Consider the following 25,154-nt stretch of genomic DNA (forward strand, 5'->3'; position numbering starts at 1 on the left):
CCGTCGGCAATAAAAAAACCCCTCAGCCTTGCGGCTCTTCGAGGGGTTGCGCGTGACAGATCGTTGCCGGCCGGCTTAGTAAGCCACGCGCTTGCTAAGTACGACGACGGTGCCGGTAACGGTTGCGATCATGCGTTCAGTTTTCCCTCTTTGTGAGAGAGGTGTCAAACGGGGAAACCCTCATCTCACTATATGGACGTCAAAGTCCATCTTGCGGACCCCTCCCCCAACTAGCTCGCAGTTGTTGTCGTTATGAGGCGTCAAAACGACAACTACTGCGAGTCAGTTGGGCGGGAACCCAATCACCCGCAATAGGCGCCGGTTGATGCGCTGTGCACCAGCTTGGCGTACTTGGCCAGGACTCCCTTGGTGAACTTCGCAGGCAGCGGCTCCCAGCCGACCTTGCGGGCCTCGAGTTCGGCCTCGTCGACCAGAAGGTCGAGGGTGCGGGCGGCGATGTCGACGCGGATCCTGTCGCCGTCCTTGACAAAGGCGATGGGACCGCCGTCGACGGCTTCGGGAGCGACGTGTCCGATGCAGAGGCCGGTGGTGCCGCCCGAGAAGCGGCCGTCGGTCAGGAGCAGGACGTCCTTGCCGAGGCCTGCGCCCTTGATGGCGCCGGTGATGGCGAGCATTTCGCGCATGCCCGGTCCGCCCTTGGGGCCTTCGTAGCGGATGACGACGACGTCGCCGGCCTTGATCTCGCCGTTGTCGAGGGCGTCGAGGGCGCCCTGCTCACGCTCGAAGACACGGGCGGTGCCTTCGAAGACGTCGGCGTCGAAACCGGCGCTCTTGACCACGGCGCCCTCCGGAGCCAGGGAGCCGTGCAGGATGGTGATGCCGCCGGTCTTGTGGATCGGGTTATCCATGGCGCGCAGGATCTTGCCGTCCAGGTCCGGCGGGTTGATGGAGGCCAGGTTCTCGGCAACGGTCTTGCCAGTGACGGTGAGGCAGTCACCGTGCAGCAGTCCGGCGTCGAGCAGTGCCTTCATGATGACCGGCACGCCGCCGATCCTGTCGACGTCGGTCATGACGTAGCGGCCAAACGGCTTCAGGTCGCCCAGGTGCGGGACTTTGTCGCCAACGCGGTTGAAGTCGTCCAGGGTGAGCTCGACGCCGGCCTCCCGGGCGATGGCCAGCAGGTGCAGGACCGCGTTGGTCGAGCCGCCGAAGGCCATGGTCACGGCGATGGCGTTCTCGAAGGCCTTCCTGGTCATGATGTCGCGCGCCGTGATGCCCAGGCGCAGCAGGTTCACCACCGCCTCGCCGGACTTGCGGGCGAAGTCATCACGACGGCGGTCTGCAGAGGGCGGGGCGGCGGAGCCGGGCAGGGACATGCCCAGGGCCTCGCCGATACAGGCCATCGTGTTCGCCGTGTACATGCCGCCGCAGGCGCCTTCGCCCGGGCAGATGGCCCTCTCGATACGGTCCAGGTCTCCGCGGCTCATCTTGCCGGCGGCGCAGGCACCGACGGCTTCGAAGGCATCGATGAGGGTGACTTCCTTTTCAGAGCCGTCCTCCAGCTTGACCCAGCCCGGCATGATCGAGCCGGCGTACAGGAAGACGCTCGCAAGGTCCAGGCGGGCAGCTGCCATGAGCATGCCGGGAAGGGACTTGTCGCACCCGGCCAGGAGCACGGAGCCGTCGATGCGTTCGGCTTGCATCACGGTTTCCACGGAGTCGGCGATGACTTCGCGGGAGACCAGGGAGAAGTGCATGCCTTCGTGCCCCATCGAGATGCCGTCGGAAACCGAGATTGTGCCGAACTGCATGGGGAAACCACCGCCGGCGTGGACGCCTTCCTTGGCGCCCTGGGCAAGGCGGTTGAGCGAGAGGTTGCAGGGAGTGATTTCGTTCCACGAGCTCGCGACGCCGATCTGCGGCTTGGCGAAGTCGTCATCGCCCATGCCGACGGCACGGAACATTCCGCGCGCGGGGGCGGCGTGGATGCCGTCCGTCACGACCCGGCTGCGTGGCTTGATGTCCGGTGTGTTGCCTGTCGCAATTTGGGTGTGCTCAGTCATGGCGCAAAGTCTATGACTCCGCAGCCCGGCCCACGACTACCTGGGCACGTTTGACCGGAATTCCAGCAATGTGTCAGGCAAGCGGCAGTCCACCTCCGCCTGCCTGCCTGAGGCTTGCCGGAGCGGCCACCTCAGCTGCCACTTCGCGGAGCAGCTCGAGTGTGCGCCGCACCGTCGTGCGGGCGGCGACGTCCCGGCGCGCCAGCGCAACGATGCTCCGGCTGGCCCTGACGCCCTCGATCGGCCGGAGCACCAGCCCGTGGCCGGCACCGCTCCGGGCGGTGTACCTGGGCAGCAGGCTGATGCCGTGCCCGGCTTTGACGAGTGCTTCCAGGACGCGCAGGTCGGGAAACCGCTGGCGGCGGACCGCCGTCGTTCCTGCCTGAAGCTCGATCCGGCGGAGTACGGTGTCGAAAGGAAAGCCTGCGGGAACCCCGATCCACGGATACCGGGCCACGTCGTGCGCGGTGAGCCGGACCTTGGCGGCGAGCTCGTGGCCCTCAGGCATGGCAACGTCCAGGGGTTCTTCCAGCAGGGGCAGCACTTCGAGTCCGCGCCGCGCGAAAAGCTCCGCGCCATCCACGCTGTGCGCCAGGACGATGTCATAGTCGGCGGCAAGGCCGGCGAATCCGGCGGTGCCGGGGTCCTCGAAATGCGCTTCGAGGCGGACCCCCTCGACCTGTCCGAGCCGATGCAGCAGCCCGGGCAGGAGCATCTCGGCTGCGCTGGGAAAGAAGGCCGCCCTGATCCGCGACTGCCAACCCTGGCGGTAGGCGTCCATCGTGGACTCGGCCCGGGCCATTGCGGTCGCAACATCGGCGGCCGCACCGGCCATGGCCCTGCCCGCCTCAGTGAGCCTCACCCCCCTGCCGGCCTTTTCGACCAGCACCACGCCGAGCTCGTCCTGCAGCGCCTTCAACTGCTGGGATACAGCGGAGGACGTGACATTCATGGCCTCCGCCGTGGCCCCGACGGTTTGCCGGTCGGCCAGCTCGCGGAGGATCCGCAACCTCTTGAAATCCATGTGGCCACCCTAGGGGATGGTTGCTGGACACCCTCCGGGGGCCGCCGTAACGTCAAGGCTGACAAGTGCACCACTCAAACAGAAGGGCTCCTGCCGTGGATTGGTTGATCTGGGTCATCGTCATTGTGCTCGTCGTCGCGATTGCGTGGTGGCTGTTGAGCCGAAGGGGCTCCACCTCCGCGCCCGCCGATACCTCCTCCCTCGCCGATGCGGCACCGCCCTCGCCCTCCGCTGCGTCTCCGCAGATGGACGTCGCAGCCTCGGCGGCACTTGCCGGCACAGCGCCGCTTGCACCGGCGCCCGTGCCCCAGGAACCGGCAGCGGCGGAACCGGAACCGGTGGTTCCGGAGCCGGCTGTCGCCGAAACCGGCGGAGGCGATGTGGATGACTGGGAAGACGCAGCGGCCGAAGGAACGGCCTCCGCGGCAGAGCCCACTTCTGCCCGGCCGGAACCCGTGGTAGAAGCCGTCGTGGAGCCCGTCGAAGAACCCGCACTCGCAGAACCAGTAACAGCCGAAGCTGTACTGAACGAGGAAGTGCCCGGCGAATCGCCGTCGATCGAAGAGGCCCCCGTCGATGGCGTGACGGCCGACGACGTCACCCCCGCCGACGCCGGTCGACGCGCCGACGCTGCTGCCGACAAGGCAGAGTGGGAGGCCAGCTGGAGCGACGCCCCGCCGCGGCAGGCCCCGGTGCACAACCCTGAGTACACGGCTCCGCATGCACCTACCTTGCCCGGCGCCGAAACGGCTGCCGCCGAGGACGGCCTGGCTCCCGAGGTCGAGGCCGCGGCCGAGCCGGAGACCACCGCGGAGGCCCCGGCAGAAGACGCAGCCCCTGCCGGCGGACACCTGGCCGCAGGACAGCCCTATGGGGAGGGGTCAGCCGCGGCCGGCCCCGACGGCAGCGGCCCCGCCGAGTTCACCGTCAAAGCCGACGCGAACACCATGACCTACTACGACGAGGACATGCCGGCCTATGAAGAAGCCCAGGCGTCCGTCTGGTTCCTCTCGGCGGCACACGCCGAGGCGGCAGGTTTCCGTCCGCCGCGCCGGGAGCGCTACTGAGGGACGGACGGGTGCCGGAGGAACCGTGAAGGCAGGCGCACCGGGGGTGCCGACCCGGCGGCAGCGATCGCGCGGCCACCAGGGTAGACCCCGACCGAAAGGGTTCCGGGTTCGTGCCGGCACCCTCCTGCTTGTCCTGTTCTCCGGCGGTGCATTGATCGCCGGCTGTACCGGCAGCCCGCCCCTTCCCCCTCCGACAACCGGTCCGGCTCCCACATCGGCAAGCGGTACGTCCCCCGCAAGTACCGCCGGCACACCGCCGAACGGTGCGGGACCCACGCTCCAAGCCAAGCTCGAGCTGGGCCTGGACATCCCATGGTCGGTGGTCTTCCTGCCCGATCGAACCGCCCTCATTTCCGAACGGGACTCCAGGCTCCTGAAGGCGGTTCGGAACGGTGAGGCAAGCACGATCGGCGAGGTTCCCGGCGTCGTGCCCGAAGGCGAAGGCGGCCTGCTGGGGCTGGCACTGTCCCCGCACTTTGCCGATGACCGGCTGCTGTATTTCTACTACACGGCCGAATCAGACAACCGGATAGCCCGGGCGAAGCTGGAAGCAGACGGAAACGGCAAACTCACCCTGGGCCCGCCCGACGTCGTTTTCTCCGGGATCCCCAAGGCTTCCACGCACAACGGCGGCCGGATCCGCTTCGGCCCGGACGGCTTCCTCTACGTAGGCACGGGAGATTCGCAGCGGCGTGGACAGCCGCAGGACCGGAACGCCTTGGGCGGGAAGATCCTGCGCCTGACGGCCGACGGGAAACCTGCGCCCGGCAATCCCTTCGGCGACAACCCTGTGTACAGCTACGGCCACCGGAACGTCCAGGGCCTCGCCTGGGACAAGGACGGCAGGTTCTGGGCCAGCGAGTTTGGGCCGGACGTCGACGACGAGCTGAACCTGATCCGCCCCGGCGGCAACTACGGCTGGCCCGAGGTAACCGGCGCCCCGGGCCGCGAGGGCTTCATCGACGCCAAGGCCGTCTGGCCGTCCACCGCCGATGCCTCGCCGAGCGGCTTGGAAATAGTGGACGGCGTGGCATACACGGCCGCGCTCCGGGGGCAACGGCTCTGGACCATCCCCCTCAAAGGCGAAGTGGCCGGAACGCCGGTGGCCTATTTCACGGGTGAATACGGCCGGCTCAGGGACGTATCGCTGGCACCGGACGGCACGCTCTGGGTCCTCAGCAACAACCGGAACCCTGATTTTGCCCTGCTGCTTAAGCTCCCCGGGTAGGCCAGGCAAAACACCCCGGGCCGATTTCGCACTTTGAGTGACTCTCGTGTAGAGTTACATGTCGTTGCGGAGATCAACGGAAAAGGAAAAACTCCATTCCGGCGGTCGAAAACGACAAGCACCTCTAGCTCAACTGGCAGAGCAATTGACTCTTAATCAATGGGTTCCGGGTTCGAGTCCCGGGGGGTGCACCAAGGGAAGGGCCCTTGAGCGGCAAAAGCGTTCAAGGGTTATTTCTTTGGGTTGGACACCACAACTGAATGCACCTCTAGCTCAACTGGCAGAGCAATTGACTCTTAATCAATGGGTTCCGGGTTCGAGTCCCGGGGGGTGCACCAAAGGAAGAATCCCGGACCGGCTGAGGCTGGTCCGGGATTCTTTCGTTTCAGGAATCCTGTTCCTGTTTCAGGAACAGATGGAGCTTCAGCTCCGATGCCCGCCTTCTGTACCGGGCCGCAGGACACTGGAACCGGCCGCGACGATGTCGTGCACCTCGGCCGAGGCGTGCCGCTCCGACAGGGCACGCACCAGGATTTTGAGCTCCGCGCGCAGGGAGTCGGCGTCCACGGGCGAATCCCGCAGCACTTCGCGTTCAAGGCGCTCCGCGGTTTCGAGTACCCGTGTGCCCGCTTCGGTCAGGCTGACAATCTGGCTGCGCCGGTCGCTCGAGCTGCGGGATCTTTCGATGTAGCCGTGCACTTCGAGGCGGGACAGGGTCTTTCCCATGGTCTGCGCTTGGACCCGAACGATCTGCGACAGCAGGACCTGCGTGATGGGGCCTTTCACCGTGAGGACTTCCAGGGCGATCACTCCGGCGTGCGTCAACCCGAGACGGCTCAGTTTCTCGTTCCAGGCGTGCTCGACGAGCCGTGCCGCTGTAGACAACAGCCTTCCGGTTGGCCAACGCTCAATGTCAGGCATAACAGCCAGTATATAAAACCATCTGCCGGCAATTCGGTTCCGGGCCTCCCCTGTTACTAAGCTGGGTGGTCGCGAACGCAAGCAAGGAGCACCATGGCTGAACGACTCATTCCCGGCGACAGCGCACCGGATTTCACCCTCAAGGACCAGGACGGCAACGACGTCAGCCTGGCGTCCTACCGGGGCAGCAACACCATCGTCTACTTCTACCCCGCCGCATCTACCCCGGCCTGTGCCAAGCAGGCATGCGATTTCCGTGATTCGCTCGCGTCCCTGCAGGCGGCCGGTTACCGGGTCCTGGGCGTCTCCCCCGATCCCGTTCCCGCCCTGGCGAAGTTCGTGGCCCAGGAGTCACTGACGTTCCCCCTGCTCTCCGACGAGGACCACAAGGTGGCGGACGCCTATGCCGCCTGGGGTGAAAAGAAGAACTACGGCCGCACGTACCAAGGCCTGATCCGCTCCACGATCGTGGTGGACCCGGAGGGCAAAGTGGCGGTGGCCCAATACAACGTGAGGGCAACCGGGCATGTTGCCAAGCTCCGCAGGGACCTCAAACTGGACGTCCGCTGAAGCCACCCGGCCCGCATGGGTAGAATGGAGGCCGGCACGGCAACGGAACCGTCAGGATCCCGGCGCCGGCACTCGCGCGAGTGGTGAAATTGGCAGACACGCAGGATTTAGGTTCCTGTGCCTTCGGGCGTGGGGGTTCAAGTCCCCCCTTGCGCACAAATATGGACGGCTGGACCCCTCTTACCCGGGGTCCAGCCGTGTTCCGTCCGACTGCCTTGAGGGGACAAGAGTGGCAAGCAGCAAACGACGCCGGATGAAACTGCAGATCGGCGCGGCCTTTCTTGCCCTGGCCCTGAGCTCCTGTACCGGAGTGCCATCGCCCTCGCCGTCCGCCGGAACTACGTCCACGGACAAGCCGGCCGTGCCGGACCAGACCTTCAACTTCGGCACTCCGGCCATGCCCCTCGGGCTCGATCCGGCCCTGAGCAACGATTCCGAGTCCTACCGCGTCACCCGCCAGGTCATGGAAGGCCTGCTAGGAGTTGACCCGTCCACCGGCCAGACAATTCCCCTGCTCGCCACGGAATGGTCCGAGGGTGAAGACGGACTCAGCTACGACTTCAAGCTCCGGGACAAAGTCACCTTCCACGACGGCACGCCGTTCAATGCTGCCGCCGTTTGCAGCAACTTCAACCGCTGGTACACCCTCACCCCCGCGGTCCGGAACCAGGCACCGGGAATCATGTTCAAGAGCGTCTTCAAGTCGTTTTCGGACAACGCCTCGCTCTCCATCTTCAAGAGCTGCAGCGCCCCGAGCGCCAAGGAAGTGAAGATCAGCCTCACCCGGCCCTTCACGGGTTTTCTGCAGGCCCTCACGCTGCCGGCGTTCGCCATCTCCTCCCCCACGGCGCTGGACAAGCAAAAGGCCAACCTCCTGGACCGCAAGCTGGATGGCCAGGCGGTGTCCGCATACGCCTCGCATCCCGTCGGCACCGGTCCGTTCGTCTTTTCCGCGTGGACCAAGGACAAGATCACGCTCAAGAGCTATGACGGATACTGGGGCGACCGGGGTCAGATCGCCACGCTCAACTTCATTCCCTTCGACCACCCGCAGGGCCGGCTCGACGCGCTGCTGAGCGGAAAGATCGACGGCTACGACCTCGTCACCGCCGGCACCTTCGATTCCCTGGTCAAGCACGGCATGCAGATCGTGCAGCGGGATCCCTTCTCGGTGATGTACCTGGGCATCAACCAGGCCGTGGTGCCGCTGCAGAAGCTCGAGGTCCGCCAGGCAATCGAGTACGCCATCGATAAGGAAAGCCTGATCCGGAAGTTCTTCATGGACAATACGGCCCAGGCATCCCAGTTCGTTCCGCCCAAGCTCAGCGGCTTCAACAACAACGCGCCGGCGCTGGGCTACGATCCGGCCAAGGCCAAGCAGCTGCTGGCCAAGGCCGGGTACAAGGGCGAACCGCTCAAGTTCTACTACCCGCTCAACGTCACCCGAAGCTACCTGCCCACCCCCGAAAAGATCTACGCGGAAATCAGCCGGCAGCTGACCGCCGTCGGCTTCAACATCAAGCCGGTGCCGGTGGACTGGGAGGACGGCTACCTGGCCAAGGTCCAGTCATCGGGCGATCACGCCCTGCACCTGCTGGGCTGGAACGGCGTCTATTCGGACCCGGACAACTTCGTCGGCACGCTTTTCGGTGAGCGCCGGGGTGAATTCGGCTACAACGACGTCCAGGTCTTCTCCAAGATCGACCGTGCGCGGGGCATGCCCGAAGGTCCCGAACGAAACGCCCAGTACGAAACCATCAACGCCCAGATCGCGGCGACCGTCCCGGCAGTGCCGATCGCCTTCCCGATCTCCGCCCTGGCGCTGTCCGACCGGGTGGAAAAGTACCCTGCTTCGCCGGTCTTGAACGAAGTTTTCACGAACGTCCGCCTAAAGTCTTGACGGCCCCCCGCAATTTCAGTTATGGGGCAGCGCAGGGATATTCTGTGACAGCCAATGCCGCTGCTATCGGAGATTGACTGTGACTTTCATTTCCAAGACCAAACACGCCGACGTCGTCCTTATTGGCGGCGGAATCATGAGCGCAACGCTCGGGGCGTTCATCAAGCAGCTCGAACCCGACTGGAGCATCGCCCTCTTCGAACGCCTGGACGAAGCCGGCCTTGAAAGCTCCGGACCTTGGAACAACGCAGGTACCGGCCACGCGGCTCTCTGCGAACTGAACTACTCCCCTGCAGCCAAAGACGGCTCCGTGGATCCTTCCAAGGCGCTGCACATCAACGAACAGTTCCAGCTATCCCGCCAGTTCTGGTCCCACCTGGTCGACAACAACCTGATCGGTTCCCCCAAGGGCTTCATCAACACCGTTCCGCACATGAGCTTCGTCATCGGCGACAAGCACGCGGACTTCCTCAAGACCCGCTACGAGGCCCTCAAGCCCAACACCCTCTTCCGCAGCATGGAGTACACGGAGGACCAGGCCCAGATCGCAAAGTGGGCTCCCCTGATCGTCAAGGGCCGCGACCCCAAGCAGCGCGTCGCCGCCACCCGCGCAGCCGAAGGCACCGACGTCGACTTCGGCGCGCTGACCCGCGAGCTGACCGACTACCTTGCCAAGAGCGGCGTGGAGGTCAACTTCGGCCACGAAGTCAGCAACATTTCCAAGGCCTCCGACGGCGGCTGGGACCTTTCGCTCAAGTACCCGGCGTCCGGGGAACGCAGCCGCATCCACGCCAAGTTCGTGTTTGTCGGCGCCGGCGGCGGTGCGCTGCACCTATTGCAGGCCTCGGGCATTCCGGAGAGCAAGGGCTACGGCGGTTTCCCCGTGTCGGGCCAGTTCTTCCGCTGCACCGACGAGGAGACCGCGCGCCAGCACAGCGCCAAGGTGTACGGCCAGGCCTCCGTGGGCGCGCCGCCGATGTCCGTGCCGCACCTGGACACCCGCTACGTTGACGGCAAGCGTTCGCTGCTTTTCGGCCCGTACGCGGGTTTCTCCACGAACTTCCTCAAGACCAGCAGCTACCTGGACCTGCCGTTGTCCATCCGCCCCGGCAACATCATTCCGATGCTCGCGGTGGCCAAGGACAACATGGACCTGACGGCGTACCTCATCAAGGAAGTGGCCAAGCGCCACGACGCGAAGGTCGAGTCCCTGCGCGAGTACTACCCCGAAGCCGACGGTTCCAAGTGGGAGCTGATCACGGCCGGCCAGCGCGTGCAGATCATCAAGAAGGACCCGCAGAAGGGCGGCATCCTGCAGTTCGGTACCGAGGTCATCGCCGCCCGCGACGGCTCCATCGGCGCGCTGCTCGGCGCTTCCCCGGGAGCCTCCACTGCGGTGCCGATCATGATCGAGCTGCTGCAGAAGACCTTCCCGAAGAACTTCAAGGGCTGGCAGTCCAAGCTCAAGGACATGATGCCCGGCTACGGGGTCAAGCTCAACGACAACCCGGAGCTCGCCGCCGAACTCGAGGCAAGCACCGCCCGGTCCCTGCAGCTCGAAAACGCCGACGCCACGCAGCGGTAGACGCAGGCATCCTGTCCGGGGCTGCGGCGGCCGCGCCCAAACGCTGTACAACCGTAGATCCCAGGAGAGGATGCAATGTTCGCTCTGGCAAGGCTTTCACTGGCGAACAGGGCATTGATTGCGCTGATCACCGTCTTCGCGGCGGTGTTCGGCGTGATCACCATGTCCTCCCTGAAACAGGAGCTCATACCTTCCATCGAGTTCCCGCAGATCACGGTCATCACGTCCATGCCAGGGGCGTCTCCGGAGGTCGTGGACAAGCAACTGGGCCGGCCCCTGGAAACGGCGCTCAACAGCGTCGAGGGGCTTGAGTCGAGCACCTCCACGTCCCGCAGCGGAGTTTCCCAGATCACCCTGGTGTTCAACTACGGCTCAAACCTGGATCGTGCCCGAAACCAGATCGACCGGGCCATCTCCAATGCCCGCCGCACGCTGCCGGCGGATGTGGAGCCACGCTCCTTCGCCGGCAGCGTGAGCGATTTCCCGATCATCTTCCTCGCGGTCTCCTCGGACAAGCCGCTCAGCGAACTGAATGCCGACCTCCTGCGGCTCAGCGTCCCGCGGCTGCAGAAGATCGACGGCGTGCGCAGCGCCGAAGTCAGCGGCGGCACAACCCAGCACATCCTGATCAAACCGAACCCCGCGGCCATGGCTGCCGGCGGCGCCACCATCCGCTCCCTTGCCGACGCGCTGAAGAACAACGGCGCGCTGGTCCCGGCCGGCACGGTCGAGGAACATGGCAAGTCCCTGTCCCTGCAGATCGGCAGCCCGGTTGACTCGCTGGACACAATCAAAGGGCTCCCCGTGGGCGGCGCCAAGGCGGGCACCACGATCGGCAGCGTGGCCGAGGTCATTATCAAGGACGACACCGCCACCTCGATCACCAGGACCAACGGCAAAGAGACGCTCGCGCTGACTGTCACCAAGAAGCCCGACGGCGACACCGTGGCGATTTCGCACGCCGTCAAGGATTCGCTGGGCCAGATGAGCGCGGAACTGGGTTCCAACGCCCGCTTCACCCCCGCGTTCGACCAGGCACCGTACATCGAAAAATCCATCAAGGACCTCACCACGGAGGGCCTGCTGGGGCTCGGCTTCGCGGTGCTGGTCATCCTGGTGTTCCTGTTGTCCGTACGCTCCACCCTGGTCACCGCGGTGTCGATCCCGCTGTCCCTGCTGATCACTTTCATCGGGATCTCGGCCACCCGGTATTCGCTGAACATCCTCACCCTGGGCGCACTCACCATTGCGATCGGCCGTGTGGTGGACGACTCGATCGTGGTGATCGAGAACATCAAGCGCCACCTGAGCTATGGCGAACACAAGCTCACCGCCATCCTGAACTCCATCCGGGAGGTGGCCGGCGCCATCACTGCGTCCACCCTGACGACGGTGGCAGTCTTCCTCCCCATCGCCTTCGTGGGGGACCTTGCCGGGGAACTGTTCCGCCCCTTCGCCCTCACCGTCACGATCGCCCTGCTCGCCTCCCTCCTGGTGGCCCTGACCATCGTCCCGGTGCTGGCGTACTGGTTCCTCAAGTCCCCGGCGGTCAGCAGTGACGCCGAGGCGGCGAAGGAAACAGCGGCGAAAGCACACGAAGCAGAGCAGCGAACCCGCCTGCAGCGCGGTTACCTGCCGATCCTGTCCGCCACCCAGAAGCATCCCGTGCTGACCATCGTGGCAGCGGTGTTGGTGCTGGGCGGTACTGCCGCCATGACCCCCCTGCTGGCAACCGACCTGCTGGGCCGCTCCGGCGAAAACAGCATGACCGTCCGGCAGGTCCTGCCGGCAGGCACCAGCCTCGCCGACACCGCGGAAGCCGCCGCCAAGGTGGAGAAACTGCTGGACGGCATCGACGGGATCAAGGACGTCCAGGTGACTTCCGGCAATGCCCAGAACGGGCTCGCCGCACTCACCTCCGGCGGCGCGTCGACCTCTACCTTCACCGTGGTCACGGCGGAGGACGCAGCCCAGGAGAAACTGCAGGACACCGTCCGCAGGAAGCTTGCCGACGGCGGCGCCGCGGGCAAAGTCACCGTCGGCGCCCGGCAGGGCGGCTTCGGCACGTCCTCCACCGTGGACGTGACGATCAATGCGGCCACTCCGCAGGACCTGCAGACAGCCAGCGATGCTGTCTTCAAGGCCCTCGACGGCGTCCCGGGCAGCTCCGAGACCGCCACCAACCTCGTCCCGGGCCAGCCGGTGGTCCAGGTGAAAGTGGACCGGGCCAAGGCCACGGCGGCCGGCCTCAACGAGGAGCAGGTAGCCGGCGTGCTTGCCGCCACGGTTTCACCGGTTCCCGCCGGCACAGTGCGCATCGACACCAACGACTTCCCGGTCCAGATCGGTGAAGGCACCCGCTTCACCAGCATCGCGGCGGTCCGGGGCATCGTGCTTCCGACGCCTACGGGCCCGGTCAAGCTGGACAGCGTCGCCAGTGTGGAGCAAGTGGATGTTCCGCTCTCCGTGACCAGCAGCAACGGCCAGCGGACCGCCAAGGTGACCGTGACGCCGTCGGGCTCCAACCTGGGCGCGCTGAGCAGCGCCGTGCAGGAACGGCTGGACGCCGTGCAGCTCCCGCCAGGCGTGACCGCGGTGATCGGCGGCGCCACCACCCAGCAGGCGGAGTCCTTCCGGCAGCTCGGCCTGGCGTTGCTCGCCGCCATCGCGATCGTCTACGTGATCATGGTCGCCGCCTTCAAGTCGCTCATCCAGCCGCTCATCCTGCTGGTGTCGGTGCCGTTCGCCGCAACAGGCGCGATCGGCCTGCTCCTGCTGACCGGCGTTCCCCTTGGCCTGCCGGCCCTGATCGGCCTGCTGATGCTGGTGGGCATCGTGGTGACCAACGCGATCGTGCTGATCGACCTCATCAACCAATACCGCAGCCCGCGCGACGGGCGGGCCGGGATGAGCGTCGACGACGCCATCACCCACGGCGCCCGGCAGCGACTCCGGCCGATCCTTATGACCGCCCTCGCCACCGTATTTGCGCTGACGCCGATGGCGCTCGGCTTCACCGGAAGCGGCGGCTTCATCTCGCGGCCTCTGGCCATCGTGGTGATCGGCGGCCTGGTGTCATCCACGCTGCTGACCCTGGTGCTGGTCCCGGTCCTCTACAAGCTGGTGGAAGGACGCCGGGAGAAGAAGTCCCTGCTGAAGGCACTCAAGGAGCGCCCCGCCGTCGTGGACAATCCGCCCGGCAACGGCGGCAGCGGGGAATTCCTGGACTGGACCACCGGAATGGTCCCGAAAGTCTCCGGCCGGCGCGCCGCCCCGGGGTCCCCCGACTGAGCCGGACCATCCAGGCGGTGCCCGGGAATAATCCACGGGCGCAGGCGTTACACAGGGCGATAGATGCAAATGCATCTAGTTTCGGATACACTGTCGGTAACGCCCGCGCACCCGCGGACAGGAAGAAGGCACATCATGGAGATCGGCGTATTCAGCGTCAGCGACATCACCACTGACCCGACCACGGGCCGCACCCCCACGGAGAACGAGCGGATCAAGGCGTCCGTGGCCATCGCCAAGAAGGCCGAAGAGATCGGCATGGATGTGTACGCCATCGGCGAGCACCACAACCGGCCCTTCTTCTCCTCCTCCCCCACCACCACGCTGGCCTACATCGCCGCTCAGACCGAGCGCATCACCCTCTCCACCTCCACGACCCTGATCACCACGAACGATCCCGTGAAGATCGCCGAAGACTTCGCCATGCTTCAGCACCTGGCCGACGGCCGCGTGGATCTCATTATGGGCCGAGGCAACACCGCGCCGGTTTACCCGTGGTTCGGCAAGAACATCCAGGACGGCATCGAGCTCGCGATCGAAAACTACGCCCTGCTGCGCCGCCTGTGGGACGAAGACACCGTGAACTGGAACGGCAAGTTCCGCACCCCGCTGCAGAACTTCACCTCCACTCCGCGCCCGCTCGACGACGTCCCGCCGTTCGTCTGGCACGGTTCCATCCGGAGCCCGCAGATCGCCGAGCTGGCTGCGTACTACGGCGACGGCTTCTTCGCCAACAACATCTTCTGGCCGAAGGAGCACTACCAGCAGCTGATCGGTCTTTACCGTGAGCGTTACGAGCACTACGGCCACGGCAAGGCAGACCAGGCGATCGTGGGCCTCGGCGGCCAGTTCTTCATGCGCAAGAACTCCCAGGACGCCGTCAAGGAGTTCCGTCCGTACTTCGACAACGCCCCGGTGTACGGCCACGGCCCGTCCCTGGAAGACTTCACCTCGCAGACCCCGCTGACGGTGGGCAGCCCGCAGGAAGTCATCGAGAAGACACTCACCTTCCGCGAGTTCTTCGGCGACTACCAGCGCCAGCTCTTCCTGGTGGACCACGCGGGCCTGCCGCTTAAGACGGTCCTGGAGCAGCTGGACCTGTTCGGCGAGGAAGTCCTTCCGGTGCTCCGCAAGGAGTACGCCGCCCTCAAGCCGGCCCATGTCCCGGACGCCCCGACCCACGCCTCACGGGTCGCCGCAAGGCTGGCCGAAGCCGCCGTCCAGGAAGGCGCCGGGCAGGAGGATGCCGCCGTCGTGAACAGCGCAGGAGCCAAGGAATGAGCAGCCCTGCTCCGGCCGGGAAAATCCCGGCCGGAGCAACCCCTTCAGGGAGTGCGCAGCCCGGGAGCACCACGTCCGGCAAGGACGTGCGCCTGGCCGCCGAAACCTGGGAGTCGTTGTTCCGTTCCCAGGTGGCGGTGATGCGCCGCCTGCAGTCCGGGCCGGCGTTCAAGAAGCTGCCTGTCAAGGAGTACGACGTCCTGTTCACGCTCTCCCGCTGCCCCACCGGAAAGCTGCGCCTGAACGAGATCAACGACCACGTGCTGCTCAGCCAGTCGAGCCTGAGCCGCCTGGTGGACCGGCTGGAGAAACGCGGACTCGTGGAGCGCAGCATCGCGCCCGAGGACGGCCGCGGCATCCTGCTGGGACTCACCGACGCCGGGCTGGAGCTGCAGAAGGAGATCGGGCGCGAGCACGTGCGCGACATCGCCGAACTGCTGCTTCCGGCGCTGACCACGGCGGAACAGCAGGAGCTGATGCGGCTGACCGAGAAGCTGCGCTCCGGCCTTCCGGGATAACCGGGCTGCCGCCGTCGGGAAAGGACCTCCCGCTTAGCCGAGGACGACGGCGGCGGCCGGGTCTTCGGCGGGAAGCTCGCCGGAGATTTCGGCCGTGACCTTGAGGGTCTTCAGGGAGAGGCTGCCCCCGACGGTGGAGAGGAACGCGGTGTCCGAGGAGTCGCGTCCGGCAGTGATCCGAAGCATCGCCTCACGGGGAGCCAGCCCCGTGGGGTCGATGACGTACCAGCTGCCGTCGAGGTACGCCTCGGCCACGGCATGGAAATCCATCGGGCTTAGCCCGGGGGCATACACAGCCGACAGCCTGGCGGGAATGTCCTTGGAACGCAGCAGGGCGATCGCCAGGTGGGCAAAGTCGCGGCACACGCCGCGCCGGTGCAGCAACGTCTCCACGGCGCCGTCGGTACCGCGGGAGGAACCGCTGACGTAGCGCAGCTCGCTGTTGACCCAGTCCCGGACCGCCTGCAGGAGTTCGCGGCCGTGCAGTCCGCCGAACTCGGCGTAGGACGTCGGCAGGAGGCGGTCCGATTCGGCGTAGCGGCTGGGCCGGACGTAGCGGATGAGTTCCATCTTCGATGACTCGTCCGGAACGCCGCGGCCGGTCACCGCGGCCTGGTACTCGACCTCCACCTCGCTGGGTTCGGCGAACTCCATGTAGTGGAAGCGGCCGCCGTGGTGGTCCTGCAGTTCCGTGTACGGCACGGCCTCGCCACCCGAGGTGATGCTCAGCGTTTCGGTCATCGACGCGAAGCCCGGATTGCGGGCGACGGCGACGGCCATTGCCACCTTGGTATTGGCGACAGTCTTGAAAACGAGCCGGGCAGCAACGTTGCGTTCCATGGATCTCCGGAATGTCTCGCGGCGGAACAGCCCCCAGTGTCGCCGATGGTCGTGGAAGGCCGACTCCGCTTTCTACGGGTTGACCTTCAGAGACAGTAGCATCCGTTGGACGTTTGCGAAGTCCGCACTCTTTTCCACGTATTTCGCGGCCTGGCCCAGGGTGTCGAAGGACTTGGCGGGGGCCACCTTTTCGTCGGGGGCGAAGGCGCGGACGGCCGGGAGGTCCCCGAAATAGGTATCGCCCTTGCCGGCCGGGCCCTGCACCAGGTTGCGCAGCTGGCAGGCCTTGCCGTCCGTGCCTGCCACCAGGTTGGTGATGCCGTAGGAGCCGAAGAACTTGTAGCCCTGGATCACCCGGAACACCACGCGCGGCGAAATGGTCGCATCCGTATCCGCATGCGGCAGGTCCACCGGGACGCTGCTGAGCACCACGTAGCTGCGCCTTGCCTTCGGGCTGCAGTCGGGGGCCTTTGCGGACTGGAGGCCGGTGTGCAGGGTGGCGACGTACTCCCCTTCGCCGTCCTTGACCTCCACCTTCAGCGCCCCGGGCAGGGATCCGGCGTCGGGAGTGACCGACTGCGCGATCCACTCCTCCGGGAGCTCGAAGCTGACCTTCTGTCCGGCGTCGCTGTACTTCTTCCAGCGGGCGGCTGTGGGCGCCGCCCCGGGCGCGGCGCCGGAGGTTCCCGACGCCGCCGGGCTGCCCGACGCCGTCCCCCCGGTCGGCGCGGCGGACCCGGTCGCGGAAGCGCCCGCGCTTCCCGAACCCGCCGTCCACACCGGCCCGCCCTTGCCTTCCTCGCTGCAAGCGACCAGCCCCGCTGTGAGCAGGATGGCTGCCAGGACAAGACTTCCGTTCGCTACGCGGTTCCCGTTCATAGCCGCAAGCCTAGTATGGGTGGCATGGACGAGGAGTTGCGTGACGGCGGCACCTGGGACGTGGCGGAGATGTCTGCGATGGACATCGCGGACTGGCGGCTGCGGACCTTCACCCTCTACGACGAGGTCCGCCGGCTCGCACGCGACGACCCCTTCCAGGCCCATGTGCACTGGCGCCGGACCCGCGACCACATGTTCGGCACCCACCCGGCATCGGCTCTGACGACCGCTGCGAAACGTAACTTCACGGGGCTGGACACCGCGGGATACGATCCCGCCTTCCGCTTCCACACCCGGCTCTCCCCCACGGGCGCCGGGCAGGAAATGACGGTCCGGACAGGGACCGACGGCGATGTGCCGTTCCAGCGGATCGGCACCTTCGAGCTGTCCAGGCTGGGCTCCCTTGCGGTATGGCGCCTGCGCAGCTACGGCGGCGGGATCTTCGTACCGTTCCGGGATGCCACCTCGGGCAGGGAGGGCGGAAGCTACGGCGCCGGACGCTACCTGCTGGACACCATCAAGGGCGCGTTCCACGGGATCCGGGGCTCCGGTCCGGAGTTGGAGTTCGTCCTGGACTTCAACTTCGCCTACAACCCGTCCTGCGCCTACAACGAGGCCTGGGCGTGCCCGTTGGCCGGGCCGGACAACCGCCTGGCCGCCGAGGTGCCGGTGGGCGAGCTCTACGTTCCGCAGCCACAGGCAGCCGGCTTAAGGGAACGGTAAGGATTCCGGACGGACAGCGCGCTGTGGGGCGCCTAGCCTTGAACCATGACAACCCCGGCCGATGAGAACTCCGCGGCAAGGCAGCCTGTCCGGATGTTCCTGGGCCGCCACAAGGCCCTTGCCGCTTCCGCCGCCGTGCTGCTGCTTGCCCTGTTCGTGTCCGGGGCCGCCCTCTTCCAGCCGTGGCGCCTGTTCACCAGCAGCACTGTTGACGAAGCCTTGCCGGGGACCGGGCAAACGCCTTCGCCCGGCGGCACGTTGGCCGTCCAGCAGCCAACCCCGGGCGACCCGGGATCGGCGGTCCGTTCTCCCGTGCCGGTTCTCCCGCGCGTCATCGCGGAGGGCGCCTTCGTCTCACAGGAACACTCCACCTCGGGAATGGCCAGCCTGGTGAAACTCCCCGACGGCAGGTTGGTGCTCCGCCTGGAAAACCTGGCCAGCAGCGACGGCCCGGACGTCAAGGTCTGGCTCAGCGACCAGGAAGCCGGCGGGGACTGGTTCAAGTACCGCTCGGGCAAATGGCTGGATCTCGGCCCGGTGAAGGCAACCCATGGCAACCAGAACTACTCCATCCCCGCGGGTGCAGACATCTCGGGATTGGATACGGTGGTCCTGTGGTGCGACCGCTTCAGCGTGGCATTCGGCTCGGCCGCCTTGGGCTGAACGATCCCGCCGCGGCAGGCCTTTCGCCCGGGCGCCGGCGCGTGTGCAACGCTTAAGCAATGGACTCTGCCGCACCGTCACGGGAAACGCTGCGGCAATCCCCTCCGGAAACCCGCCCAAGCCACCGCCACAAAGGCCTGCTCCGCTATCCGGTGCTGCGGCAACTGGTCCGCTTCACCGGCGTCGGAATCATCTGCACCGCCAGCTCGCTGGCCCTGTACGCGCTGCTCCGGCCGGCGCTCGGGCCGCAGTTCGCGAATGCGGCCGCCCTGATCGTCACCTCGGTCATGAACACGGCGCTGAACCGGCGCCTGACCTTCAAGATCACCGGCAGCCGCAAGCGCCTCCAGGACCATCTCAACGGCCTGATCGTCATCGCCGTCGCGCTCCTCATCACCGGCGGAAGCCTGGGCGTGCTGCACGCCTTCAGGCCCGAAGCGAGCGTCACGGAGGAGCTCTGGACCACCACCCTGTCCGGCTTCCTCGCCACGGCGGTCCGCTTCACCATGCTGCGGCACTGGATCTTCCGCCGGGCGCGGCACGCCTGAGCCGCCAAAGCCAGTTGCGTCTAGCGGCGGCCGATCCCCATCACGCTGCCGACGGCGTCACCCACCGCAGCCGCGGCCTGCCCGAGTTCCGCCTCGGTCACCGCTGAGGTGAAGCTGAAGCGCACGGCCGTCTGCGCGAGTTCCGCGTCGAGGCCGAGGGCCAGCAGCACCGGCGAGGGCGCGTCCGAACCGGCCGCGCAGGCGGAACCGCTGGAGCAGACCACTCCGCGGCGCTCGAGTTCAAGCAGCACGGACTCCCCGCTGGTCCCGGGGAAGCAGAAGGACGCCACGGAAGGCAGCCGCTGTTCGGGATGGCCGGTCAGCACGGCCCCGGGCACGGCTTCCATGACGGCCCGGATGAAGGCATCACGCAATTCCGTCACCCGCGCGGACAGGCGCGGCTGTTCTTCCGCCGCCAGGGTCAGTGCGGTTGCGAATGCTACGGCTCCGGCCACGTTTTCCGTCCCGGAACGCCGTCCGCGTTCCTGGCCGCCTCCGTGGACCAGGGGCTCCATCCGGAGCCGGCCCTTCGCAAAGAGCACGCCCGATCCTTTGGGTGCGCCGAGCTTGTGCCCGGACAGGCTGAGCGCATCTACGCCGAGTTCCTTGACGCCGATGGGCAGCCAGCCGGCGGCCTGCACCGCGTCGCTGTGGAAGGGAATGCCCCGTCCGGCAGCGAGCGCGGCCAGTTCCGGGATGGGCTGCACCGTGCCCACCTCGTTGTTGGCGTACATGATGCTGGCGAGCGCAGTCTCCGGGCGCAGGGCTGCGGCGAAGGCGTCCGGGGTGACCAGGCCGTGCCGGTCCACCGGAACAACATCGACCGTGAAACCGTGCACCCGCCGCAGGTAGTCCGCGGATTCCTCGACGGCGGGATGTTCAATCGCGCTGACCGCCACCCTGTCCAGGGACGGATCGCCGGCCCGGCGTGCCAGGGCGATTCCTTTGAGCGCGAGGTTGTCCGCCTCGGTACCGCCCGAGGTGAAGGTGACCTCCCCGGGCCGGCAGCCCAGCACTCGCGCGACGGCGGCCCGCGCCCCTGCGAGCGCGTCTGCCGCAGCCTCGCCGAGGCTGTGGTGGCTGGACGGATTGCCGAACTCGCCGCTGAGGTAAGGCCACATCGCTTCCAACACCTCCCGGCGGACGGGCGTGGTGGCCGCTGCGTCGAGGAAGATCATCGCTTCAACACCCGCGTCCTAGGAAACTTCCACCGGAACGTCCAGCGTGACGTCCAGCCCGAGGTCCAGGGCGGCCACGGTGTGGGTCAGCCCGCCGATGGAAATGACATCCACCCCTGTGGCCGCGATGTCCGCCACCGTGGCCCGGTTGACGTTGCCGCTGGCCTCCACGATCGCCCGGCCAGCGACCTGCAGCACGCCGGCGCGCAATCCTTCCAGGCTGAAGTTGTCCAGCATGATCGTGTCCACGCCCGCGGCCAGCACCGGTTCGATCTGCTCGGCACTGTCCACTTCGACCTCGAAATGGGTGGTGTGGCCCAGCTGTGCCTTCGCCGTAGCGAGCAGGGCGGTGAGCTTGCCGGCGTCGCCGCCGGTCATGACGGCCAGGTGGTTGTCCTTGGCCAGCACGGCGTCGGACAGGCTGTAGCGGTGGTTCGCTCCGCCGCCGCAGCGCACGGCATAGCGTTCCAGGACCCGCAGCCCGGGGGTGGTCTTCCGGGTGTCGGTAATGCGGGCCTTGGTGCCTTCGACCAGGTGCACGAACTCCGCGGTCTTCGTGGCGATCGCGCTCATGCGCTGCACCAGGTTCAGGCCCACGCGCTCGGCGAGCAGCACGGAACGGGCTCGGCCGGTGACCCGGGCGAGGTGCGTTCCGGCGTCGAACTCTGCTCCGTCCTGCAGCAGCAGCTCAACCTCGGTGTCCGGGTCGATCAGGAGCATGGCGTCGCGGAAGACTGTGCCGCCGCTGAAGATGCCGGGCACGCGGGCGTTCAGCACGGCGGTGGCGCGGGCCTCGGCCGGGATGAGCAGCTGCGAGGTGATGTCCCCGTTGGGCGCGTCCTCGGCGAAGGCACGCTCGAGGATGTCGCGCACGGCGGCTGCGGGGAGGGACAGGCTAGTCAAGGATCAGGCTCGCTTTCCGGCTCATGGTGTAACGCTTGTCAAAATCGTCGACGGCGGCGGCTTCCTGCCGCGAATCGTTGCGGTAGTGGGCACCCAGGGAGGTCCGACGTTCCCGGGCGGCGTGTACCAGCAGCTGCGCGGCCAGCAGGAGGTTGGCGTCCTCGTGCTCCCGTGGATCCAAGGAATCCGGAACAGTTTCCGGGTCCACATCTTCCGCCCAGGAGCTGAGGGCTGCACCGGCCTCGCGGAGTAGCACGCCCTCGCGGAGCACCCCGGACTTGGCGGTCATCAGCTGGCGCAGGGCGCCCCGCTCGAAAGCGCCGGCGTCGGCGAACAAGGCTTCATAGGAACCCTTCCCGGGAAGAACCTCGAGCTGCCACGGGGTCACCTCGCGCGGTTCGGGAGAGCCCGAAAGCGCCGTTGTTGCGTGAGGGTCCGCGCCGGCCGCCGAGCTTGGGAGGTGTTCGCCGGCGCGAGAGCTGAGCGCAGGCGCCGAGGGACCTGTCGAATCGCCTCCAAGGAACCCCTCGACGGCACGCCGGCCGAAGACGAGGCCTTCGAGCAGCGAGTTGCTGGCGAGCCGGTTGGCCCCCTGGACGCCGGTGCACGCCACCTCGCCGGCGGCCAGCAAGCCGGGAACGGACGTGCGTCCGTCCAGGTCCGTGACCACGCCGCCCATCCAGTAGTGGGCCGCCGGTGCCACGGGGACCAGCTCGCGGGTCCAGTCGACGCCGGCCTCCCGGGTGCGGGCGGTGATCGTCGGGAAGCGCCTGGCCAGGAAGCCCGGCCCCTGCTGCTTCTCGATGACCCGCGCGTCCAGGAAGACGTGGCCGTTCGGCTCGCCGAGGGCGGCCAGGTGCAGGGCGATGCTGCGGGAGACGACATCGCGCGGCGCCAGTTCGGCGTCGGGGTGGTAGGCGGGCATGAAGCGGTCGCCGTGGGCGTCCACGAGTATGGCGCCCTCGCCGCGGACGGCTTCGGAGATGAGCAGCGGGTCGCTGCCCGCGCTTTCCCGGGCGTCGTCCGGCAGCACCATGCACGTCGGATGGAACTGGAAGAATTCGAGGTCAGCCACCGCAGCGCCCGCCCGCCACGCAAGGGCCAGGCCGTCCGCCGTGGCAACGGCGGGGTTGGTGGTCTTGGCGAACATCCGGCCCGCTCCCCCGGTGGCCAACAGCACGGCGTCGGCCTGGCAGCTGAGCTCCCGGCCGTCGTGGATGAAGTTCACGCCGGTGACGCGGCCTAGGCCCTGGGACAAGGAGGTCACGTGCGCGTGGCCGATCACCTGGATCCGTCCCGCGGCCTGGGCGTCCAGGACCGCGCGGATGAGTGCCCGGGCCACGCCGGCGCCGGTGGCGTCCCCGCCGGCGTGCAGGATGCGCGGGGCCGAGTGGGCGGCCTCGATCCCCAAGGCAGGGTCGCCGTCGTCGTCCAGGTCGAAACGGACGCCGAACCGCTCCAGTCCGGCGATGTCCAGGCGGGCTTCGGTGCACAGCACCCGCACGGCTGCCTCATCGCAGTGCCCGCCGCCGGCCTTGAGGGTGTCGGCGATGTGCGCCGCGACCGTGTCCCCGGGTGCCGGTTCGTCCAGGACGGCGGAAATGCCGCCCTGGGCGAAGTAAGTGTTGCTGTCCGCGAGCGCCCCCTTGCTCAGCAGCACCACCTCGGCCCCGCCCTCGGCAGCGAGCAGCGCGGAGTACAACCCGGCGATGCCGCTTCCGACGACGATCAGCCGCTTGCGCCGCTGCCCTCCGGCAATGCGCCCTGCTGCAAGGCCATGTGCAGTCATGTCAGCCTCATTCCGCTTGCTTCATACGGCAGGTTCAGGGGCGGGCTGCCAGCATGCGCTCAAGCGCAATCTTGGCGTTGGCCTGCACGGCGTCGTCCACGGTGATGCGGTTGACGATGCGTCCTTCAACGAGTTCCTCAAGCACCCAGGCGAGGTAACCCGGGTGGATGCGGTACATGGTGGAGCACGGGCAGATGACCGGGTCCAGGCAGAAGATGGTGTGCTGCGGGTTCTCCGCCGCGAGCCGGTTCACCATGTTGATCTCGGTGCCGATAGCGAAGGTGGTGGGCTCGGTGGCCGCCGCAATCGCCTTCTTGATGAAGTCGGTGGAGCCTGCGCCGTCCGCGGCGTCAACGACCTCCATGGGGCATTCCGGGTGCACGATGACGTTGACGCCCGGGTAGTCGGCGCGGGCCTTCTCGATCTGGGCCACATTGAAGCGCTTGTGCACCGAGCAGAAGCCGTGCCACAGGATCACCCGGGAGTCGAGCAGGGTCTGTTCGTCGTTGCCGCCCAGTTCCTTGCGCGGGTTCCACATGGGCATCTGCTCCAGCGGGACGCCCAGGGCCTTGGCGGTGTTCCGGCCAAGGTGCTGGTCCGGGAAGAACAGCACGCGCTGGCCGCGCTCGAAGGCCCATTCGAGGACCGTCTTCGCGTTCGAGGACGTGCACACGATGCCGCCGTTGCGGCCGCAGAATGCCTTGAGGGCGGCGGAGGAGTTCATGTAGGTGACGGGGATGACCGGGGCGCGCCCGGCGTCGTCGGGCTCGGTGCCGAAGATTTCCCCGAGCTGCTCCCAGCACTCCTCCACGGAGTCCTCATCCGCCATGTCCGCCATGGAGCAGCCGGCCGCGAGGTTGGGCAGGATCACCGCCTGCTCCGGGGCGGAGAGGATGTCCGCGGTTTCGGCCATGAAATGCACGCCGCAGAAGATGATGGCCTCGGCATCGGGCCGGGTGAGGGCGGCGTTGGCCAGCTGGAAGGAGTCGCCGACGAAGTCCGCGTACTGCACCACTTCGTCGCGCTGGTAGAAGTGGCCCAGGATCACTGCCTTGCTGCCGAGCTTCTCCTTGGCCGCGCGGATGCGGGCGTCGAGTTCGGTGTCGCTGGCCAGCTTGTATTCTTCCGGCAGCTGGCCCTGGCGCGGGGTGCTGCGCGGCGCGGCATCCGCGCTGGACGCGCCGGGGCCGTAGGCCGGGATTCCAGCCAGGGACTCGGCGAGGTCGTACTCCCACGGCCCCTTGGCGAGGGCAGGGCTGCAGGTGGATCCGGCCACGGAGCGGCCCTTCTCCGCTTCCTCGCGCGTGATCAGCTGGATGGCGGTGTTGACGCTGCTCATGGTGTGCTCCTGTCTGGCCCGAGGCCGGGTGTGCCGGTAAAGCGGTAAAGGCGGGGCGGGCGGTGCTTTCCGCCCTGGAGGTATTCGCCGGTTTCTTCGATCTCCGGCGCGGACTTGAGTTGGCGCCGGAAGTTGGCCGGATCCAGCGGGCGGTCAAGCACGGCCTCGTAGACCTCCCTGACCTGGGCGAGCGTGAAGTATTCACCGAGGAAGTGGTAGGCGATGGAGCCGTAGGCCATCTTGTTGCGCAGCCGCCACAAGGCGTAGTCCACGATCGCGTTGTGGTCGAAGGCGAGCTGTTCGAGTTTGTCCGCCCGGAACCAGCGCACGTTTTCGGACTCGTCGGCCAGCGCTGCCTCGGTGGGCTGCACCAATGCCCAGTAGACGATCGACACCACACGCTGGCTGGGCGAACGGTGCAGGCCGCCGAAGGCATAGAGCTGTTCGAGGAATTCCGGCGCCAGGCCCGTGGTCTCCAGCAGGTTCCGGGATGCCGCGTCCTGCAGTGATTCGTCGTGGCTGAGCGGCCCGCCGGGCAGCGCCCACATCTCCTTGAACGGTTCGCGGATCCGGCGCACCAACGGTAGCCACAAGGTGGGGCGGCCGGAGCGTTCGCTGGGCCGCAGGGCGAAGATCACGGTGGAGATGGCCAGCGACGGCGGCGCGAGCCGGCGTTCGGAGACATTGGCCGAGTTCGTGAACACCGTTCACCCGCTTCCTTGCTTGGTGTTCGCCTGCTTGGATTAGTTATGGTCAACATGACCCTAACTAATGGTAGGACCCGGCCGGGCTGTTGCCAAATGTGTCTGCCACGGCCGAAACGCGGTAAATTCGATAAGTCCCATAAGGGCAAGTACACAATCCGAGGAAAACAAGGCAT

21 protein-coding genes and 3 tRNA genes are annotated in these 25,154 nt (G+C 66.9%); 14 read left to right on the top strand and 10 right to left on the bottom strand.

All coding sequences use genetic code 11. From position 1 onward, the window contains the following. Nucleotides 1-302: 302 nt before the first annotated feature. Both ilvD and ACN9M4_RS12455 read right to left on the bottom strand, forming a co-directional pair. A complete protein-coding gene (gene ilvD / locus ACN9M4_RS12450) occupies nucleotides 303-2,024 on the bottom strand; it encodes a dihydroxy-acid dehydratase (RefSeq protein ID WP_426298313.1) in 1,722 nt (573 codons plus the stop codon). Nucleotides 2,025-2,097: 73 nt separating this feature from the next. Further along, nucleotides 2,098-3,048 carry a LysR family transcriptional regulator gene (locus ACN9M4_RS12455; protein WP_426298315.1) on the bottom strand — a complete coding sequence of 317 codons (951 nt, stop codon included), beginning with the start codon at nucleotides 3,046-3,048 and terminating at the stop codon, nucleotides 2,098-2,100. A gap of 95 nt (nucleotides 3,049-3,143) precedes the next feature. Between ACN9M4_RS12455 and ACN9M4_RS12460 the strand changes: the two genes are divergently transcribed. The 4 genes from ACN9M4_RS12460 to ACN9M4_RS12475 all read left to right on the top strand — a co-directional run bounded on the left by ACN9M4_RS12460 (nucleotide 3,144) and on the right by ACN9M4_RS12475 (nucleotide 5,684). Beyond that, nucleotides 3,144-4,115: a hypothetical protein gene (locus tag ACN9M4_RS12460; protein ID WP_426298317.1), complete on the top strand. Its 972-nt coding sequence runs from the start codon at nucleotides 3,144-3,146 to the stop codon at nucleotides 4,113-4,115. A gap of 127 nt (nucleotides 4,116-4,242) precedes the next feature. Then, nucleotides 4,243-5,346 carry a PQQ-dependent sugar dehydrogenase gene (locus tag ACN9M4_RS12465; RefSeq protein ID WP_426303464.1) on the top strand — a complete coding sequence of 368 codons (1,104 nt, stop codon included), beginning with the start codon at nucleotides 4,243-4,245 and terminating at the stop codon, nucleotides 5,344-5,346. Nucleotides 5,347-5,464: 118 nt separating this feature from the next. After that, nucleotides 5,465-5,540, top strand: a tRNA-Lys gene (locus ACN9M4_RS12470). 68 nt (nucleotides 5,541-5,608) lie between these two features. Next, nucleotides 5,609-5,684: transfer RNA gene (locus ACN9M4_RS12475), tRNA-Lys, on the top strand. A gap of 85 nt (nucleotides 5,685-5,769) precedes the next feature. Here ACN9M4_RS12475 and ACN9M4_RS12480 read toward each other — a convergent pair. Continuing rightward, nucleotides 5,770-6,267 (bottom strand): MarR family winged helix-turn-helix transcriptional regulator, encoded by a 498-nt coding sequence (locus tag ACN9M4_RS12480; RefSeq protein WP_426298319.1) that lies wholly within the window; start codon nucleotides 6,265-6,267, stop codon nucleotides 5,770-5,772. Between the two features lie 93 nt (nucleotides 6,268-6,360). Here ACN9M4_RS12480 and bcp point away from each other — a divergent pair, with 93 nt between their 5' ends. From bcp to ACN9M4_RS12515, 7 genes are all read left to right on the top strand, one after another. Next, complete coding sequence (gene bcp, locus ACN9M4_RS12485) at nucleotides 6,361-6,837, top strand: thioredoxin-dependent thiol peroxidase (protein WP_426298322.1); 477 nt, start codon at nucleotides 6,361-6,363, stop codon at nucleotides 6,835-6,837. 74 nt (nucleotides 6,838-6,911) lie between these two features. After that, nucleotides 6,912-6,993: transfer RNA gene (locus ACN9M4_RS12490), tRNA-Leu, on the top strand. 73 nt (nucleotides 6,994-7,066) lie between these two features. Continuing rightward, nucleotides 7,067-8,737, top strand: a complete 1,671-nt coding sequence (locus ACN9M4_RS12495) for an ABC transporter substrate-binding protein (protein ID WP_426298324.1) — start codon at nucleotides 7,067-7,069, stop codon at nucleotides 8,735-8,737. Nucleotides 8,738-8,816: 79 nt separating this feature from the next. Beyond that, nucleotides 8,817-10,322 (top strand): malate:quinone oxidoreductase, encoded by a 1,506-nt coding sequence (locus ACN9M4_RS12500; RefSeq protein WP_426298326.1) that lies wholly within the window; start codon nucleotides 8,817-8,819, stop codon nucleotides 10,320-10,322. Between the two features lie 75 nt (nucleotides 10,323-10,397). Next, nucleotides 10,398-13,613, top strand: a complete 3,216-nt coding sequence (locus ACN9M4_RS12505) for an efflux RND transporter permease subunit (protein WP_426298328.1) — start codon at nucleotides 10,398-10,400, stop codon at nucleotides 13,611-13,613. 135 nt (nucleotides 13,614-13,748) lie between these two features. After that, nucleotides 13,749-14,894 carry an LLM class flavin-dependent oxidoreductase gene (locus tag ACN9M4_RS12510; RefSeq protein WP_426298331.1) on the top strand — a complete coding sequence of 382 codons (1,146 nt, stop codon included), beginning with the start codon at nucleotides 13,749-13,751 and terminating at the stop codon, nucleotides 14,892-14,894. Next, the gene (locus tag ACN9M4_RS12515) at nucleotides 14,891-15,412 is read left to right on the top strand and encodes a MarR family winged helix-turn-helix transcriptional regulator (protein WP_426298333.1); all 522 of its coding nucleotides are present in this window, start codon (nucleotides 14,891-14,893) and stop codon (nucleotides 15,410-15,412) included. Before ACN9M4_RS12510 ends, ACN9M4_RS12515 begins: the two co-directional genes overlap by 4 nt. Before the next feature lie 33 nt (nucleotides 15,413-15,445). Here the strand turns inward: ACN9M4_RS12515 and ACN9M4_RS12520 are convergent, their stop codons facing one another. Together ACN9M4_RS12520 and ACN9M4_RS12525 are read right to left on the bottom strand one after the other, a co-directional pair. Next, the gene (locus ACN9M4_RS12520; RefSeq protein WP_426298335.1) at nucleotides 15,446-16,252 is read right to left on the bottom strand and encodes a transglutaminase-like domain-containing protein; all 807 of its coding nucleotides are present in this window, start codon (nucleotides 16,250-16,252) and stop codon (nucleotides 15,446-15,448) included. Nucleotides 16,253-16,324: 72 nt separating this feature from the next. Continuing rightward, the gene (locus ACN9M4_RS12525; RefSeq protein ID WP_426298337.1) at nucleotides 16,325-17,131 is read right to left on the bottom strand and encodes a hypothetical protein; all 807 of its coding nucleotides are present in this window, start codon (nucleotides 17,129-17,131) and stop codon (nucleotides 16,325-16,327) included. 24 nt (nucleotides 17,132-17,155) lie between these two features. Between ACN9M4_RS12525 and ACN9M4_RS12530 the strand changes: the two genes are divergently transcribed. Genes ACN9M4_RS12530 through ACN9M4_RS12540 form a run of 3 tightly spaced genes read left to right on the top strand, consistent with a single transcriptional unit; the run spans nucleotide 17,156 to nucleotide 19,065 of the window. Next, nucleotides 17,156-17,854: a DUF1684 domain-containing protein gene (locus ACN9M4_RS12530; protein WP_426298339.1), complete on the top strand. Its 699-nt coding sequence runs from the start codon at nucleotides 17,156-17,158 to the stop codon at nucleotides 17,852-17,854. Nucleotides 17,855-17,899: 45 nt separating this feature from the next. Continuing rightward, a complete protein-coding gene (locus ACN9M4_RS12535) occupies nucleotides 17,900-18,517 on the top strand; it encodes a DM13 domain-containing protein (protein ID WP_426298341.1) in 618 nt (205 codons plus the stop codon). 59 nt (nucleotides 18,518-18,576) lie between these two features. Further along, nucleotides 18,577-19,065: a GtrA family protein gene (locus ACN9M4_RS12540; RefSeq protein ID WP_426298343.1), complete on the top strand. Its 489-nt coding sequence runs from the start codon at nucleotides 18,577-18,579 to the stop codon at nucleotides 19,063-19,065. A gap of 20 nt (nucleotides 19,066-19,085) precedes the next feature. Here ACN9M4_RS12540 and ACN9M4_RS12545 read toward each other — a convergent pair whose 3' ends face one another. The 5 genes from ACN9M4_RS12545 to ACN9M4_RS12565 are packed head-to-tail and all read right to left on the bottom strand — an operon-like array spanning nucleotide 19,086 to nucleotide 24,978. Continuing rightward, a complete protein-coding gene (locus ACN9M4_RS12545) occupies nucleotides 19,086-20,243 on the bottom strand; it encodes a cysteine desulfurase family protein (RefSeq protein WP_426298345.1) in 1,158 nt (385 codons plus the stop codon). A gap of 18 nt (nucleotides 20,244-20,261) precedes the next feature. Continuing rightward, the gene (gene nadC / locus ACN9M4_RS12550) at nucleotides 20,262-21,146 is read right to left on the bottom strand and encodes a carboxylating nicotinate-nucleotide diphosphorylase (RefSeq protein WP_426298347.1); all 885 of its coding nucleotides are present in this window, start codon (nucleotides 21,144-21,146) and stop codon (nucleotides 20,262-20,264) included. Then, nucleotides 21,139-22,935 carry an L-aspartate oxidase gene (locus ACN9M4_RS12555; RefSeq protein ID WP_426298349.1) on the bottom strand — a complete coding sequence of 599 codons (1,797 nt, stop codon included), beginning with the start codon at nucleotides 22,933-22,935 and terminating at the stop codon, nucleotides 21,139-21,141. The genes nadC and ACN9M4_RS12555 overlap by 8 nt, the downstream gene beginning before the upstream one ends. Before the next feature lie 34 nt (nucleotides 22,936-22,969). Continuing rightward, nucleotides 22,970-24,274: a quinolinate synthase NadA gene (gene nadA, locus ACN9M4_RS12560; protein WP_426298351.1), complete on the bottom strand. Its 1,305-nt coding sequence runs from the start codon at nucleotides 24,272-24,274 to the stop codon at nucleotides 22,970-22,972. Beyond that, nucleotides 24,271-24,978, bottom strand: a complete 708-nt coding sequence (locus ACN9M4_RS12565; RefSeq protein WP_426298353.1) for an NUDIX hydrolase — start codon at nucleotides 24,976-24,978, stop codon at nucleotides 24,271-24,273. The genes nadA and ACN9M4_RS12565 overlap by 4 nt, the downstream gene beginning before the upstream one ends. Between the last annotated feature and the right edge of the window lie 176 nt (nucleotides 24,979-25,154).

Source organism: Arthrobacter sp. R-11, from assembly GCF_049913155.1.
Taxonomy (GTDB): Bacteria; Actinomycetota; Actinomycetes; order Actinomycetales; family Micrococcaceae; genus Arthrobacter.

Coding starts and splice junctions, on each gene's coding strand:
- ilvD (WP_426298313.1), bottom strand. CDS start 2,024: ATGACTGAGCACACCCAAATTGCGACAGGCAACACACCGGACATCAAG.
- ACN9M4_RS12455 (WP_426298315.1), bottom strand. CDS start 3,048: ATGGATTTCAAGAGGTTGCGGATCCTCCGCGAGCTGGCCGACCGGCAA.
- ACN9M4_RS12480 (WP_426298319.1), bottom strand. CDS start 6,267: ATGCCTGACATTGAGCGTTGGCCAACCGGAAGGCTGTTGTCTACAGCG.
- bcp (WP_426298322.1), top strand. CDS start 6,361: ATGGCTGAACGACTCATTCCCGGCGACAGCGCACCGGATTTCACCCTC.
- ACN9M4_RS12505 (WP_426298328.1), top strand. CDS start 10,398: ATGTTCGCTCTGGCAAGGCTTTCACTGGCGAACAGGGCATTGATTGCG.
- ACN9M4_RS12510 (WP_426298331.1), top strand. CDS start 13,749: ATGGAGATCGGCGTATTCAGCGTCAGCGACATCACCACTGACCCGACC.
- ACN9M4_RS12515 (WP_426298333.1), top strand. CDS start 14,891: ATGAGCAGCCCTGCTCCGGCCGGGAAAATCCCGGCCGGAGCAACCCCT.
- ACN9M4_RS12520 (WP_426298335.1), bottom strand. CDS start 16,252: ATGGAACGCAACGTTGCTGCCCGGCTCGTTTTCAAGACTGTCGCCAAT.
- ACN9M4_RS12525 (WP_426298337.1), bottom strand. CDS start 17,131: ATGAACGGGAACCGCGTAGCGAACGGAAGTCTTGTCCTGGCAGCCATC.
- ACN9M4_RS12530 (WP_426298339.1), top strand. CDS start 17,156: ATGGACGAGGAGTTGCGTGACGGCGGCACCTGGGACGTGGCGGAGATG.
- ACN9M4_RS12535 (WP_426298341.1), top strand. CDS start 17,900: ATGACAACCCCGGCCGATGAGAACTCCGCGGCAAGGCAGCCTGTCCGG.
- ACN9M4_RS12540 (WP_426298343.1), top strand. CDS start 18,577: ATGGACTCTGCCGCACCGTCACGGGAAACGCTGCGGCAATCCCCTCCG.
- ACN9M4_RS12545 (WP_426298345.1), bottom strand. CDS start 20,243: ATGATCTTCCTCGACGCAGCGGCCACCACGCCCGTCCGCCGGGAGGTG.
- ACN9M4_RS12555 (WP_426298349.1), bottom strand. CDS start 22,935: ATGACTGCACATGGCCTTGCAGCAGGGCGCATTGCCGGAGGGCAGCGG.
- nadA (WP_426298351.1), bottom strand. CDS start 24,274: ATGAGCAGCGTCAACACCGCCATCCAGCTGATCACGCGCGAGGAAGCG.